At 68.7% G+C, this 13,208-nt stretch carries 11 protein-coding genes and 1 rRNA gene; 3 read left to right on the top strand and 9 right to left on the bottom strand.

The genetic code is table 11. From position 1 onward, the window contains the following. Window positions 1-15: 15 nt before the first annotated feature. The 3 genes from RA210_RS20300 (at window position 16) to RA210_RS20290 (ending at window position 3,890) form a co-directional block, all read left to right on the top strand. On the top strand, window positions 16-672 hold the full coding sequence (locus tag RA210_RS20300; protein WP_236574825.1) for a hypothetical protein: 657 nt from the start codon (window positions 16-18) through the stop codon (window positions 670-672). A gap of 584 nt (window positions 673-1,256) precedes the next feature. Beyond that, window positions 1,257-1,814, top strand: coding sequence for a recombinase family protein (locus RA210_RS20295; protein ID WP_201487819.1), 558 nt, complete (start codon window positions 1,257-1,259; stop codon window positions 1,812-1,814). A 1,596-nt stretch (window positions 1,815-3,410) separates the two neighbouring features. Continuing rightward, complete coding sequence (locus tag RA210_RS20290; RefSeq protein ID WP_201487818.1) at window positions 3,411-3,890, top strand: hypothetical protein; 480 nt, start codon at window positions 3,411-3,413, stop codon at window positions 3,888-3,890. Here the strand turns inward: RA210_RS20290 and RA210_RS20285 are convergent. The 9 genes from RA210_RS20285 to rrf form a co-directional block, all read right to left on the bottom strand. Beyond that, window positions 3,872-4,789, bottom strand: coding sequence for a DMT family transporter (locus tag RA210_RS20285; RefSeq protein WP_201487817.1), 918 nt, complete (start codon window positions 4,787-4,789; stop codon window positions 3,872-3,874). The two genes, RA210_RS20290 and RA210_RS20285, sit on opposite strands and share 19 nt — an antisense overlap. Before the next feature lie 151 nt (window positions 4,790-4,940). Next, the gene (locus tag RA210_RS20280) at window positions 4,941-6,266 is read right to left on the bottom strand and encodes a flavin monoamine oxidase family protein (RefSeq protein ID WP_201487816.1); all 1,326 of its coding nucleotides are present in this window, start codon (window positions 6,264-6,266) and stop codon (window positions 4,941-4,943) included. A 67-nt stretch (window positions 6,267-6,333) separates the two neighbouring features. Beyond that, on the bottom strand, window positions 6,334-6,786 hold the full coding sequence (gene rimI, locus RA210_RS20275) for a ribosomal protein S18-alanine N-acetyltransferase (protein WP_201487815.1): 453 nt from the start codon (window positions 6,784-6,786) through the stop codon (window positions 6,334-6,336). Continuing rightward, window positions 6,783-7,580 carry a hypothetical protein gene (locus tag RA210_RS20270; RefSeq protein WP_201487814.1) on the bottom strand — a complete coding sequence of 266 codons (798 nt, stop codon included), beginning with the start codon at window positions 7,578-7,580 and terminating at the stop codon, window positions 6,783-6,785. Before RA210_RS20270 ends, rimI begins: the two co-directional genes overlap by 4 nt. Next, window positions 7,577-9,124, bottom strand: a complete 1,548-nt coding sequence (locus RA210_RS20265; RefSeq protein ID WP_201487813.1) for a 2-isopropylmalate synthase — start codon at window positions 9,122-9,124, stop codon at window positions 7,577-7,579. Before RA210_RS20265 ends, RA210_RS20270 begins: the two co-directional genes overlap by 4 nt. Window positions 9,125-9,237: 113 nt before the next feature. After that, window positions 9,238-11,520 carry a PqiB family protein gene (locus RA210_RS20260; protein WP_201487812.1) on the bottom strand — a complete coding sequence of 761 codons (2,283 nt, stop codon included), beginning with the start codon at window positions 11,518-11,520 and terminating at the stop codon, window positions 9,238-9,240. Further along, entirely contained in the window at window positions 11,513-12,133 is a 621-nt protein-coding gene (locus RA210_RS20255) for a paraquat-inducible protein A (protein ID WP_201487811.1), read from the bottom strand. The genes RA210_RS20260 and RA210_RS20255 overlap by 8 nt, the downstream gene beginning before the upstream one ends. Beyond that, a complete protein-coding gene (locus RA210_RS20250) occupies window positions 12,120-12,782 on the bottom strand; it encodes a paraquat-inducible protein A (protein ID WP_136491688.1) in 663 nt (220 codons plus the stop codon). Before RA210_RS20250 ends, RA210_RS20255 begins: the two co-directional genes overlap by 14 nt. A gap of 119 nt (window positions 12,783-12,901) precedes the next feature. Beyond that, window positions 12,902-13,017: ribosomal RNA gene (gene rrf, locus RA210_RS20245) — 5S ribosomal RNA — on the bottom strand. Window positions 13,018-13,208 lie beyond the last annotated feature (191 nt).

Here is a 13,208-nt window from a genome sequence, read left to right as displayed (position 1 = left end):
ACCATGACACCGGACATGCTCAGAGCCTTTAGCGCCATCGAGCAGAAACCCACCACCACGGCACGCACGCGGCTGCTGATAACCCGCCGCGTCTGCCGCCACCTCTGCACCCTGCTCCAGAGCATCCGCGCCGAGCGCCGCGCCCTGCGCCGGCAAGCGGCCTGCCTGCGTGGCGGGCTGCCATTCACCAAGACCGCCATCGAGCGACTGGAGCAACTGGCCGCCGAACACCGTGCCGACCACCTGGCAACCGGCCGCCATGTGCTGACGATGTACGGCGTGTTGTTGCTCCGCGACCCGGCCGGCGACGCTGGCGCCCTGAGCTTCGACGAGCTGTGCGACCTGCTCAACGTCAACACCGTGGAGCGCGAACAGGCCCGCCGGGACGGGGCCACCAGCTTCCGCGACGTGGCATTCATCCATGCCCTGGAAGACAGCGCCAGCCGCCGGGGTGAAGACTGCAAGGGCGGCCCGCTGTTCGAGGCGTACCGGGCCGCCATGATGGAGTTCATCCGTACCGCACCAGCCGAACAGCTGCCCGATCCGTTCGCACCTGGTGGCCCGCTGTACGGTTGCCCGGTGCAGGTGCTCAACCCTGACGGCTCCGTGACCGTCAAGCGCCCAGACCTGACGGTACACGACAGCAACGGCGCCAGAGTGGTGAAGCGGTAGCCCTCCCAGCCTACCGCTGGCCCTGGCCGGCGGCGCCCCTTTACCTTCCCTCATCCACTGGCAACAACGCGGCAACAGCCCGGCAACGGGAAAGCGACAGGCGGGCAACAGTCGGGCAACGGGAGAAGGACAGGCAGGCAACAGAAGGGCAACAACCTGGCAACAGTCCTGCCGCGCTGCGCTTGCCTCCCAGCCATCGCCAGCGCAACAAGTTGCCCTGGCGCCGGCCGGGTCTGTTGACTAGTGCAGGATAGGTTTCGTGGCGCCACTTGTGGCACAACGCCGAGTGCAGGATAGGTCTGGTGGTGCCATTTGTAATACAGTGCCGCACCTTTCAGCCCCAGCCGTTCACCTGCCTTTGCTTTGGTCGCGACCAAAGCAAACGGCCATCCCGTGCCAGCCGATCCCATACCCCACCCTCACAACCTGGCATCGCCTCTGACGCTGGCGCCGGTATCAACAAACGACCGTTTTTCGATACCGAAAAAATCAGGCCCGAAAAGGTATCAACAAATACGGGTTTACAGGTTGTTGATACCAATGCACAATGATCCCACCTTAGTTGATACCAGCAGGCGGCAACCATGAATCGAGTCTTCGCATACGGGCGCGTTTCCACCCTGGAGCAGTCCACGGACAACCAGCTGGTTGCCCTGCAACAGAAGGGCTTCGATATTCAGCCGCACCGCTGGTTCGCCGAGCAGGTGTCGGGCGGGGTTCCGGCTCTGCAGCGCCCGGAGTTCTCCCGCATGGCCGACCGGATGGAAGCCGGCGACGTGCTCGTGGTGCTCAAGCTCGACCGCCTGGGCCGCGACGTGCAAGACGTGCTGGCCACCATCGAGGAACTGGCCGCGCGCAAGATCCACGTCCGCAGCCTCGACCTCGATGGCGTGGACCTGACCAGCGCCGCCGGCAAGCTGCAGCTCACGGTGCTGGCTGCCGTGGCCGCCTTCGAGCGTGACCGGATCAGGGAGCGCACCAAAGAAGGCTTGGCCCGCACCTCGAAGAAAGGCGGACGCCCCGAGGCGCTGGAAACCACCAAGGCGGTGCAGGCCTGCAGGGCCAAGGGCCTGACCCAGAGCCAAGCCGCCGCCGAGCTGGGCATGAGCCTGCCCACCATCAAGCGCCACTGGAACAAGTAGGCGACCAGCGCCAGCCCCGCCGCCGGGCTGGCGCCTGACCAGACCAGCAGCCGCCCGCCGTCACACTCCCCGCCGCCCCTCGGCTCAACACAGCAGCGCCCCGCCTTTCGCCTGCTGGCCTGGGGTTGTCGTGGGCGTTCCTGCTGCTGGCGCCAGCCCGACCAGCTGGCGCGCGCCCCGAGGCTAGCCCGCGCACCGGTTGCCCGGCCTGGGCACCCTGCGCCTGCTCCCCGTTGCCGCCCTGGCGATCTGCTGAGCCTGGCCAGCAGGCGGACCAGCTGGCGCCCGGCCTGCTCGATGCCGGCCAGCACCTGGAGCGCCAGCCCCGAGCAACGGCACCAGCGGGCCAGCGCCTGCCCTTGCCTGACGGCCTGGGGCTGCCTGGGCGCTCCTGCTGCTGATGCCAGCCCGACCTGTTGGCGCGCGCCCCCGAGGCCAGCCCGCGCCGATTGCCCGGCCTGGACGCCTGCGCCTGGCCAGCAGGCGGAACAGCTGGCGCCGCTACTCGATACCTGCCGCCAGTGCTGGGCATCATGCCTGCCGCCTGCGAGCACGCGCACAGCCAAACACGCTGTATCCCACGGCTGGCGCGGGTTTGCGGCCTGTTCGCCGATCCGTTGAGCCCCCCGAAAGCGGAACACCTGGAACACCTTGGAACACGCAGGAACAGAATCGGTGTTCCAGCTGGCGCCTGCCGTTAAACCCTTATAAATCAATGACTTATGGAAAGTCGGAACACCGGAACACGTGGAACACGCAAAAACCAGCCGGTACGGATAAGGACACCCCAGCACCCCGGCAGGGGGCAGGCCGACAGCGAACTGATTCCATTCCGTGCGATGCCGCGCCCAAGCCATGAGCAGCGGCCTGTGATTGGCTGCCAGCAGGTAGGGGGGGTGTAAAACCTCGGGCCGTTGGAGGTCCCGAACGACGTAGGGAGCCATGCACCCCCACGCGACGAAATTTCATATAGGGGGGGGTCGAAAGTGCACCGGGGACCCTGGGAACTTGGCACCTGCACGGGTAATTCGAGCCCCGCCCGCGCGGCAGCGGCTGAACCTGGAAGTTAGTGAACTGGTGAAGTCGGTTAACTGGTGAAATCCAGACGCCTGTCATGAACCCAGCTCATGCACCAAGGCGGGTCCTCCCGGCTACCCCCACCCCTACACGGGTAATTCGAGCCTCGTTTTTCCTCTAGCTGTGGTGGCGCCTGGCATGTCCGTCTTTCCATCCGGCCAGCAGCCCGCCCAGTTGCCCACCTGCCGGCCCGCCTGGTACGGGTCCTTCCCGGCTTGGCTGGCACCTACGGCGACGTGGACCGCAAAATTTTTGCAGACGCGCCAGCACATAGGGGGTTCCGCTTCCGGCCTGCCCTCGGGCATGTATGCCTCTGTGTATGCCTGCAGCACATGACCAAGCCGAACCCCTTGCAACAGCTGGCCCACAGAGACAGGTTCAAACGACTGCGTACCACCAAATTCCGAAAAGGGCCTGCAGCGATGCAGGCCCTTTTTTCGTTTGTCTGCGCCATGCCCTGCCGGCTACGCTGGGCGGACCCCGAAGGACCCGGGGGTACCGCACAGGCCAGGAGGCCGCATGCACACTGACCGCACCCCACCGTTCACCGTCCGCTGCAGGCACAGCCTGGGGCCTCTGCTCGCCCTGCTCCTCATCGCCGGGCCGGCGGCGGCTGGAGCCACGACGCCCGCCGGCGAAGCCCCGCCGCGCCAGACCGAGTTCAACGAGAACAACTACCGCCCGCGGGAAATCGTCAACCGCCTGCCACCGCCGCCGTCCATCGCAAAGCCCAAGCGCAGCCCTGCCCCGGCCAAGGCGGTCACCCGCTCGGCCAAGTGGACCTGGAAGAGCCGGCAGACCGTCGAGCGCGGCACCTTCAAGTGGCGCGAGCGCAACGGGCGCATCGACAACGCCAGCGTGTGCATGAACGAGAAGCCCGGCTCGCTGCGCTACCGCGACTGCCGGCGCGGGGCCAAGGTGGCCTTCGCCAGGCTGTGCCGGGAGCGCCGCGATCCGGCCGCCTGCCACGCGCAGAACAACTACTCGCCGCTGCGCTGAACGCTCGGCGCCGGGCGGGTGGCCAGCAGCAGCCCGGCGAAGATCAGCGCCCCGCCCAGCCAGTGATAGAACGCCAGCCGCTCGTCGAGCAGCAGCCAGGCCAGCAGCGCGGCGAACAGCGGCATCAGGTAGCTGAACAGCGAGGCGCGCGCTGCACCGAGCACCTTGAGGCCGTGGTTCCAGGTCAGGTAGGCGAGCAGCGAGGCGAACAGCGCGGTGTAGCCGATGGCGCCGAGGGTCGCCGGCGTCGGCGCGAAGCCGCCGACGCGGACCAGCTCGGCCAGGTAGAACGGCAGCATCAGCGCCAGACCGAACAGGATCATCACCCCGAGCAGCGGCAGCGGCGCCAGCCCCAGGCGTGCGCCCCACAGACGCATCAGCAGCGAATACAGCGCCCAGGCCGCCACCGCCAGCAGCATGATCAGGTCGCCGCGGTAGAAGTCGAGGGCTAGGAAGGTCGCCAGCTCGCCGCGGCCGATCAGCAGCAGCAGGCCGCCGGCGGCCACCGCCATGCCGAACCAGGCGCGCCGCGCCGGCCATTCGCCGAGCAGCAGGCCGGCACCGAGGAAGGTGGCCAGCGGCAGGCAGGTGTTGAGCAGGGTGATGTTGATCGCCGAGGTGCTGTGCGCGGCGTGGTAGAGCAGCGAGTTGTAGCTGGCGATGCCCAGCCCGGCCACCAGCCACAGCCGCCAGCCGGCCGCACGCACCACCGCCCGCTGCCGCCACAGCGTGCGGCCGACGAAGGGCAGCAGGATGGCCAGCGCCAGCGACCAGCGCCAGAACGCCAGCGCCATCGGCGGGATGCTGTCGGCCACCGCGCGCGCCACCAGCGCATTGCCGGCCCAGCACAGGCAGGACAGCACCAGCCCGCCGGCCGCCCAGCCGTGACGCAGGTTCATCGCCGGCCCTTCCCGCAGGAAAACGGCGACGCGATGGGCGAACGGGCGATGGACATGGGCAACTCCTTGCAGGCCAGCCCGGCACCATACGTAGCCCCGGCCCCGCTTGGCAAGCCTGTGCCAGAGCGACACCGGACCATCGCCGGCGAGATCAGCCCAGGGCGAGGACCTCCTCGGCGGCCCGTTCGCCGGCTTCCACCGCCCCCTCGAGACTGCCGGGCCAGCGCGCGGCAAGATCGGCACCAGCGAAGTGCACCCGCCCCAGCGGACGCCGCAGCAGGGCGGCCTGCAGGCTCCAGCCGCCGGCGGGCCAGTTCGCTGCGGCACTGCGCAGGAAAGGCTCCGCGCCCCAGTCCTGCAGCAGGCACTCCAGAGGCGTGCGGGCCGCCTCGCCAAGCAGCCCGGCCAGGCCCTCCAGCAGGCGTACGCCGCGCGCCGGCTCTGCCAGGGCGGCCAGTCGCCGCGCCCACTCGCCGCTCAGGTGCACCCGCAGGGCGCCCTCGCCTTCGCGCACGGGCGGCATCTCGACGATCAGCCATCCGGCGTGACGGGCAGGCAACTCGATCCGCGGCAGACGCTCGCGCCAGAACGGCCGCTCATAGCGCAGGCGGACCTCCAGCGTCGCCTGCGGCAGCAGGTGGCGCAGGGCATGGTCGTGTCGGCCGGCCAGGGCCGGAAAGAAGTCGAGGCGCGCCAGCTGCAGCGCCGGCAGCGCCAGCACCACCCGCCGCGCGCGGTAGCTACCGCCGGAGGTGAACAGCTCGACCCCGCGGGCATCCTGGCGCAACGCCAGCAGCGGCGCGTCGAGGATCAGGTCGTCGCCCAGTCGTGCGGTCAGCCCCTGACAGATCGCCTGCATGCCGGCCGCCGGGCGCCAGTGGTTCAGGCCGAGACGCAGCTCGAGCAGTCCCGCGCGGCCACCATGGCGGCGCAGCTGCAGCAGCGCCTGCAGCAGGGACAGCTGTTGCGGCTCGGCGCCGAACATCTGCTCGGCCATCGCGGCGAAGCACTGCCGGGCCGCCAGGCCCAGCCAGGGTTGGCGCAGGGCATCGGCCAGGCTGCACTGATCCAGCTCCCGCGCCAGCGCATGCTGGGCGGCCGGCTCGGGCGGCAACTGGGCGGCCTGCCGCTCCAGCTGGCGCCAGAGGCGCTGCAGCTGCCAGCGACGCTGCCAGGGCAAGGCGTCCAGCGCCGCGTCGTGCAACGCTGCGCTGCAGGCGGCGGGATCGGGCGCCTGCAGCACCAGGCCCAGCTCGTCGACCAACTGGCGCAGGCGTGCCTGCCCCGGGGCGATACCGCCGGCGCCCAGCTCGACGAGCCGGCCCGCGGCGAAAACGCCGGTCAGGATGCGCCCGCCGATGCGCGGCGCCGCCTCCAGCACGCGCACGTCCTTGCCGGCCCAGCCCAGACGCCAGGCAGCCGTCAGCCCAGACAGGCCGGCACCGACCACGATCACCTCGGCACATGGCTGGGGCATGGGAATACTTTCCGGAAAACAGCACAGCGGCCCCGCCGCTGTGGCGCGGCGGGCTCGCTGCGCGGGATCAGTCGAACAACGGGCAGGCCATCACCAGCGCATCCTCGCGGCCACCGACGGCCGGGTAGTAGTCGCGCCGCCGGCCGATCTCGTTGAAGCCGAAGCGCTCGTACAGCCGATAGGCCGACTGGTTGGAGGCGCGCACCTCGAGGAAACACTCGTTGCCGCCGCGCTCGCGGGCGCGCTGCATCAGGTGGGTGAGCAGGCGCAGGCCGAGGCCGCGGCCCTGGCTCTCCGGCTTGACGGTGATGTTGAGCAGGTGGGCCTCGTCGGCGATCAGCTGGATCACCCCGTGGCCGACCTGCTGGCTACCCTCGAACATCAGCCAGCATTCGTAGGAGTTGAGGGCATCGGTGAAGATGCCGCGGGTCCAGGGATGGCTGAAGGCGGCGTATTCGATCTTGAGTACCGCATCCAGGTCGTCGGCGATCATGCGCCGGAAACTTACCGCATCAGTCATGCTTCGTTCGTCCAGCGACGCTTCGCGCGCCGCATGCTTTGCCACAGCTCGGCCTTCAGCGGCGGAGCTTCCATCAGTTGCTCGAGTCCCGGCAGGGTCCAGGCCACGCCCAGCCCGGCCAGCTCGATCTCCTGGCAGGCCTCGGGCGTCTCCGCCTCGCCGGCGAAGCGCATCGCCGGCACGCCGACCAGCCAGGTGCAGGCTGCCGGCTCCTGCTCCAGCTGGCCCTGCAGCACGGTGCGCACGTAGTCGCGCGCCGCCGCCGGGCCCTGGTCGAACTCGGGGTTGTTGCGGATCAGCGGCCAGCGGATCGGCTCGCCGAGCGGCCGCGGGCTGTCCGGCAGGCCGGCGGCGCGCAGCAGATCCTTGAGCAGGCGGTAGGCCGGATCGCGGCTGGCGAACGGCTCGCCGCTCGGCAGTTCGGTCAGCAGCAGGCAGTTGCCGGCACGCAGCAGCTGCAGGGCGAAACGCGGCGGCGGCTCGCGCCGCGGCGCAGGCGGCGGGGCGACCTCGGCCGGCGCTGCAGCCGCCTTGTCGGCCGTCGGCCGGAGCGGCAGCACCGTGGCCTTGCGCGGCATGACCGGCGGCTTGGCGGCCGGCACCTCCGTCTGCGGACGGGCGATCGGGGCCGGACGAACGCCCGGCGCTGCCTGCGGACGCGGCGGTTCGGCCTGCGGCGTCACCACCAGCAGTTCGGGGCGCGAGGGCGCGGCGAACGGCAGCGCCATGCGCGGCAACCAGCTGGTCACCTGCATGGCGCCGAGGTAGGCGCGGCGGCGCTGTTCGTCGATCAAACGCCGTCCGCCTGCGGGTGGGTGCGATGGACGCCGGCCTGCATCAGGTTCAGCGCGTTGAGGTAGGCCTTGGCCGAGGCGGCGAGGATGTCGGTGTCGGCGCCGTTGCCGTTGACGATGCGCCCGCCCTTCTCCAGGCGCACTGTCACCTCGCCCTGGGAGTCGGTGCCCTGGGTGATGGCGTTGACCGAATACAGCTGCAGGCTGGCCTGCGACTGGGCGATCGCCTCGATGGCCTGGAAGGTGGCGTCCACCGGGCCGGCACCGGAGGCCGCGACCTTGTGCTCGACGCCGTCGACGCTGAGCACCAGCTCGGCGTGCGGCACCTCGCCGGTGCGGCTGGTGACGCCGAGGCAGACCAGCTTGAAGTGCTCCGGCGCCTCCTCGGCCAGGCTGTCGGTCACCAGCGCCTGCAGGTCCTCGTCGAAGATCTCGTGCTTCTTGTCGGCCAGCTCCTTGAAGCGGGCGAAGGCGGCGTTCAGCTCGGCCTCGCCGGGCAGGACGATACCCAGCTCCTCGAGACGCGCACGGAAGGCGTTGCGCCCGGAGTGCTTGCCCATGACCATCTTGTTGGCGTTCCAGCCGACGTCTTGGGCGCGCATGATCTCGTAGGTCTCGCGGTGCTTGAGCACGCCGTCCTGGTGGATGCCGGACTCGTGGGCGAAGGCGTTGGCGCCGACGATAGCCTTGTTCGGCTGCACCGGGAAGCCGGTGATGCCGGAGACCAGCCGCGAGGTGCTGAGAATGTGCTCGGTCTCGATGCTGGTGTAGACGTCGAGCAGGTCCTTGCGGGTCTTGATCGCCATCACGATCTCTTCCAGCGCGGCGTTGCCGGCGCGCTCGCCGAGACCGTTGATGGTGCACTCCACCTGGCGGGCACCGGCGACCACCGCGGCCAGCGAGTTGGCCACGGCCAGGCCGAGGTCGTTGTGGCAGTGCACCGAGAACACCGCCTTGTCGGCGTTGGGGATGCGCTCGAGCAACTGGCGGATGGTGTCGGCGTACTGGTGCGGGATCGCGTAGCCGACGGTGTCCGGGATGTTGATGGTGCGCGCGCCGGCGTCGATGGCCGCCTCGATGATCCGGCAGAGGAAGTCGATCTCCGAGCGGCCGGCATCCTCGCAGGAGAACTCCACGTCGCCGCACAGGCTGCGCGCCTTCTTCACCGCGCGCACCGCCTGCTCGACCACCTGATCCGGCTGCATGCGCAGCTTGTACTGCATGTGGATCGGGCTGGTGGCGATGAAGGTGTGGATGCGTCCGGAGTTGGCGTTCTTCAGCGCCTCGGCGGCGCGCTCGATGTCGGCGTCGAGCGCGCGCGCCAGGCTGCACACGGTGCTGTCCTTGACCGCCTCGGCGACCGCCTTGACCGACTCGAAGTCGCCCGGGCTGGCGATGGCGAAGCCCGCTTCGATCACGTCGACGCGCATGCGCTCCAGCGCCTTGGCGATGCGCAGCTTCTCTTCCCTGGTCATGGACGCGCCGGGGCTCTGCTCGCCGTCGCGCAGCGTGGTGTCGAATATGATGACGCGGTCGTTGCTCATGTCGGTCTCCTGGCGATCCCGTCGCCGGCGCGGGCGTGGCACTGCACGCCGTTCTGGTTATCGGCAGATTGTGGCGCGAATCCCGCGGCCGGGAAAGCGCCTCGCCCGAGAGGTCACTGGCGCAGCGGGATCTTCGGTGCCCACTGCAGCCATTCTGCCTGCGGTTCGTCGAACAGCACGAAGGTCTGTCCCGGTTGCACCGGACGCTGCTCGTCGGGGGTGGCAAAGGCGATGCCTCCGGCGACGATCGCCTCGACCGACTCGGTGCGTACCTGCATGCCCTTGAGCAGGCCGAAGTCGACATCGACGCCGCTGGCGTTCCAGAACCGGCTGCCGCCGCGCACCAGCGGCGCATAGCGCGGCTCGATGAGGATGTGGATCAGCACGCGGTCGGCGGTCGGCCCCAGCTCCAGGCGGGCGACCTGGCCCACCGGCACCTGCCGGTAGGTCACCGGATCGCCGGCCTCGACCGAGCCGCTGCGCTCCGCACTCAGGACCAGTGCCAGGCCGTCGGCATCGACGGCCGCCTGCGGCGCCTGGGCCAGCAGTTCGAAGCTGCGCCGCGGCGCGCCGTCACCCGGCGACGGCTGCACTTCCAGATAGGGACCGCTGACCAGGGTATCGAGGTTGGCGGTGCGCGCCAGGCCCAGCTCGGGGCGCACCACCCAGAAGCGGCTGCCGGCGCGGGCGATGCGCTCCTCGGCCTGGCTGACACGCACATCGACCAGCACTGCGGCCAGGTCGTCGCTGAGGCGAACCTGCTCCACCCGGCCGACCTGCAGGCCGCGATAGCGCAGTGGGGTTCCCTCGCTCAGGCCATCGGCGCGCGCGCTGCGCAGCTCGATCAGGCGGCCGCGCTCGCGCGCCTGCCCCTCGTCGGCGAACAGCGCAAAACGCCGCGAGCGGGGTACCGGCGGCGCCTGTAGATCGGGGGTGTCGAAGGCGATGCCCCCCAGCACCAGGGTCTGCAGCGACTCGCTCTTCACCTCGACGCCGGACAGGCCACCCTTGAGGGTGATGCCGCTGGCGTTCCAGAAACGCGTCGAGGCATTCACCAGTCCGGCATAGTCGGGCTCGATGTGCACGTCCAGCAGCACGGTGCGACGGTCGGGGGCGAGCTGGTAGTTCTGCACGCTGCCCACGCGCATCTGCCGATAGAGCAGCGGGCTGCCGACGTCCAGCGAGCCGAGACGATCGGTGCTCAGTACCAGGTGCAGGCCCGGGGCGTTCACGTCCAGTGGCGGCGCCTTGGGCCGGATGCTGAACTCGCGGGCCATGCTGCCTTCCCTGCCGAAGCGCACGGCGATGAAGTTACCCTGTACCAGCGCCTCGAGGCCGGTGATCCCGGCCAGCGAGATCGACGGCTTGACCACCCAGAACTCGCTGCTGCCGAGCAGCAGCTCCTCGGTGCGCGGGTCCATGGTCAGCTCGGCGATCGGCCGGGAAAAGTCGCGGCCCATGTCGATCTTGCGCAGCGTGCCGACCTGTACGCCATTGAAGATCACCGGCGTGCGTCCGGGCTGCAGGCCGCTGACGTCGTCCAGTTGCAGCTGGACCCGGAAACCGGCCTCGGCAGTCTCGAAGTCCTCGTACAGGCGGAAGGGGAAGGCCGGATCGGTCGGCGGGCTGTCCTGACGATGTTCCGGGGTGGCGAAGGCGATGCCACCGGTGGCCAGGCTGACCAGCGACTCGGTGCGCAGCTTGAAGCCGGACAGGCCGCCGCTGAAGCTGATGCCACTGGCGTTCCAGAAACGGGTGTGCTTGCGCACCAGGTGGGCATAGGCCGGCTGGATGAAGATCTGGATCTCGACGGTGCGCTGGTCCTCGCCGAGGCGGTAGCTCTTGACCTGACCGACCTGGATCTGCCGGTAGAACACCGGGCTGCCCTGATCCAGCGAGCCGAGGCGATCGGCCTTGAGGGTGATGTGCAGACCGGGCAGCGCATCGGATAGCGCCGGCGGTTCGCTCAGCGCCTTGAAGGTGCGAGCCGGCTCGCCCTTCACCGGCTCGATGGCGATGTAGATGCCGGACACCAGGGTTTCCAGCCCGGTCACCCCGGCCAGCGATACCCGTGGCCGCACCAGCCAGAAGCGGGTGTTCTCGCTCAGGTAGTCCTCGGCCTCGCGATTGATCTCGATGGTCGCATCGACGCCCTGCATGTCCGGGCTGACCTGCAGGTCGACGACCTTGCCGACCGGGATGCCCTTGTAGATGACCTGGGTCTTGCTGACCTGGATACCGTCACCGTCGGCGAAGTGCACGCGGATCTCGATGCCGGCTTCGCTGAAGGCACGCCACAGCAGCCACAGGCCGATGGCCAGGGCGAGCAGCGGCAGCACCCAGATGGCGGACCAGCTGCTGGTCCTGCGGATTTCGGGTTGGGCGAGTTCACTCATGGGGAAGGTCTGCGTCGGTGTTGTCCCAGATCAGCCGGGGATCGAAGGTGATCGCCGCCAGCATGGTGAGTATCACCACCGCGGCGAAGGCCATGGCGCCGGCGCCGGCCTCGATGCTGGCCAGGTTGCCGAAGCTGACCAGGGCAACCAGGATGGCGATGACGAAGATGTCCAGCATCGACCAGCGGCCGATCCACTCGATGAAGCGGAACATGAAGATGCGCTGGCGCGGCGACAGCGGCAGGTGGCGCTGCACCGAGTAAAGCAGCAGCGCGATGCCGACCAGCTTGAAGGTCGGCACCAGGATGCTGGCGACGAACACCACCAGGGCGATGGGCAGCATGCCGGCATGGATCAGCTCCAGCACGCCTTCCATGATGGTCGCCGGGCTGCCCTGGCCGAACAGGTTGACGGTCATGATCGGCAGCAGGTTGGCCGGAATGTAGAGCAGCGCGGCCGCCAGCAGCAGCGCCCAGGTACGCGCAATGCTGTTGGGGCGACGGGCATGCAGGGGCGCCCCGCAGCGGCAGCAGCGCTGCAGCTCGCCGGGCACATGGTGGCTGAGCTGGTGGCACTCGTCACAGACCAGGATACCGGCATCAAGCGCGCGCATCGTTCTCCGCCTCCAGAGCGTCCCAGATCTGCTGGGGCGACATGGTCACCTCCAGCCAGACCTGCGCAAGCAGCAGACCGACGAAGCAGAACAGTCCCGTGCCGAGGCTGAGATCGGCCATGTCGACCAGCTTGACGATGGAAACCAGGATGCCGATCAGATAGACCTCGAGCATCCCCCACTCGCGCAGGTGATGATAGGAACGATAGACGCCACGCCCCAGCCGCAGCCCCTTCCGCCAGCGGATGCACAGCAGCACCAGCAGCTGGCAGAGCAGCTTGAGCAGGGGCACCACCATGCTGCACAGGAACACCACCAGCGCCACCGCGACCATCCCGCTGCGGTAAAGGCTGACCACGCCGCTCCAGATGGTGTCCTGGGTGGTTTGGCCGAGCAGGTTGAGCTGCATGATCGGCAGGAAATTGGCCGGCAGGAACAGCGCCAGAGCGGTCAGTACCAGCGCCAGGCTGCGCCGCTCGACCTGCGCGCGACGTGCGAACAGTTCATAGCCACAGCGCGGGCAGGAGGCTTTCTGCTCCAGGGTCAGGTCAGGCTTGCGCATCAGCAGATCGCACTCGTGGCAGGCCACGAGCTGCTCCAGCGGCAGCTGCTGCAGGGGAACGGGGGATGGGGGCGCCGGATCGGGCATGCGCGTCACTCACGAGGCAATCAGGGCCATCTTATCCGAGCTGATCCTTCGGGCATCGAAGTTTTCAAGGCAAAAGCGAAACCCCGACCAGCGTGGCTGATCGGGGTTTCTGTATAGGTGCTTGACGATGACCTACTCTCACATGGGGAAGCCCCACACTACCATCGGCGATGCGTCGTTTCACTGCTGAGTTCGGGATGGGATCAGGTGGTTCCAACGCTCTATGGTCGTCAAGCAATTCGGTTGGGGCATCGCCATGGCGCTACCCCGAATTGGGCAAGTGATAGTGTATCAGATTCGGTAATTTGCGGTTCTGCAAGCTTTCGGCCTGTCGCACCCACTGTGATCCTGGGATCGCAGATTGTTTGGGTGTTATATGGTCAAGCCTCACGGGCAATTAGTACTGGTTAGCTCAACGCCTCACAA

It is taken from the genome of Pseudomonas sp. OF001, from assembly GCF_904426495.1.
GTDB lineage: Bacteria > Pseudomonadota > Gammaproteobacteria > Pseudomonadales > Pseudomonadaceae > Geopseudomonas.
Note: the sequence above shows the minus strand (reverse complement) of the source record. Positions and strands in the feature narration are given on the sequence as shown.

Coding starts and splice junctions, on each gene's coding strand:
- RA210_RS20300 (WP_236574825.1), top strand. CDS start 16: ATGCTCAGAGCCTTTAGCGCCATCGAGCAGAAACCCACCACCACGGCA.
- RA210_RS20295 (WP_201487819.1), top strand. CDS start 1,257: ATGAATCGAGTCTTCGCATACGGGCGCGTTTCCACCCTGGAGCAGTCC.
- RA210_RS20290 (WP_201487818.1), top strand. CDS start 3,411: ATGCACACTGACCGCACCCCACCGTTCACCGTCCGCTGCAGGCACAGC.
- RA210_RS20285 (WP_201487817.1), bottom strand. CDS start 4,789: ATGAACCTGCGTCACGGCTGGGCGGCCGGCGGGCTGGTGCTGTCCTGC.
- RA210_RS20280 (WP_201487816.1), bottom strand. CDS start 6,266: ATGCCCCAGCCATGTGCCGAGGTGATCGTGGTCGGTGCCGGCCTGTCT.
- rimI (WP_201487815.1), bottom strand. CDS start 6,786: ATGACTGATGCGGTAAGTTTCCGGCGCATGATCGCCGACGACCTGGAT.
- RA210_RS20265 (WP_201487813.1), bottom strand. CDS start 9,124: ATGAGCAACGACCGCGTCATCATATTCGACACCACGCTGCGCGACGGC.
- RA210_RS20260 (WP_201487812.1), bottom strand. CDS start 11,520: ATGAGTGAACTCGCCCAACCCGAAATCCGCAGGACCAGCAGCTGGTCC.
- RA210_RS20255 (WP_201487811.1), bottom strand. CDS start 12,133: ATGCGCGCGCTTGATGCCGGTATCCTGGTCTGTGACGAGTGCCACCAG.
- RA210_RS20250 (WP_136491688.1), bottom strand. CDS start 12,782: ATGCCCGATCCGGCGCCCCCATCCCCCGTTCCCCTGCAGCAGCTGCCG.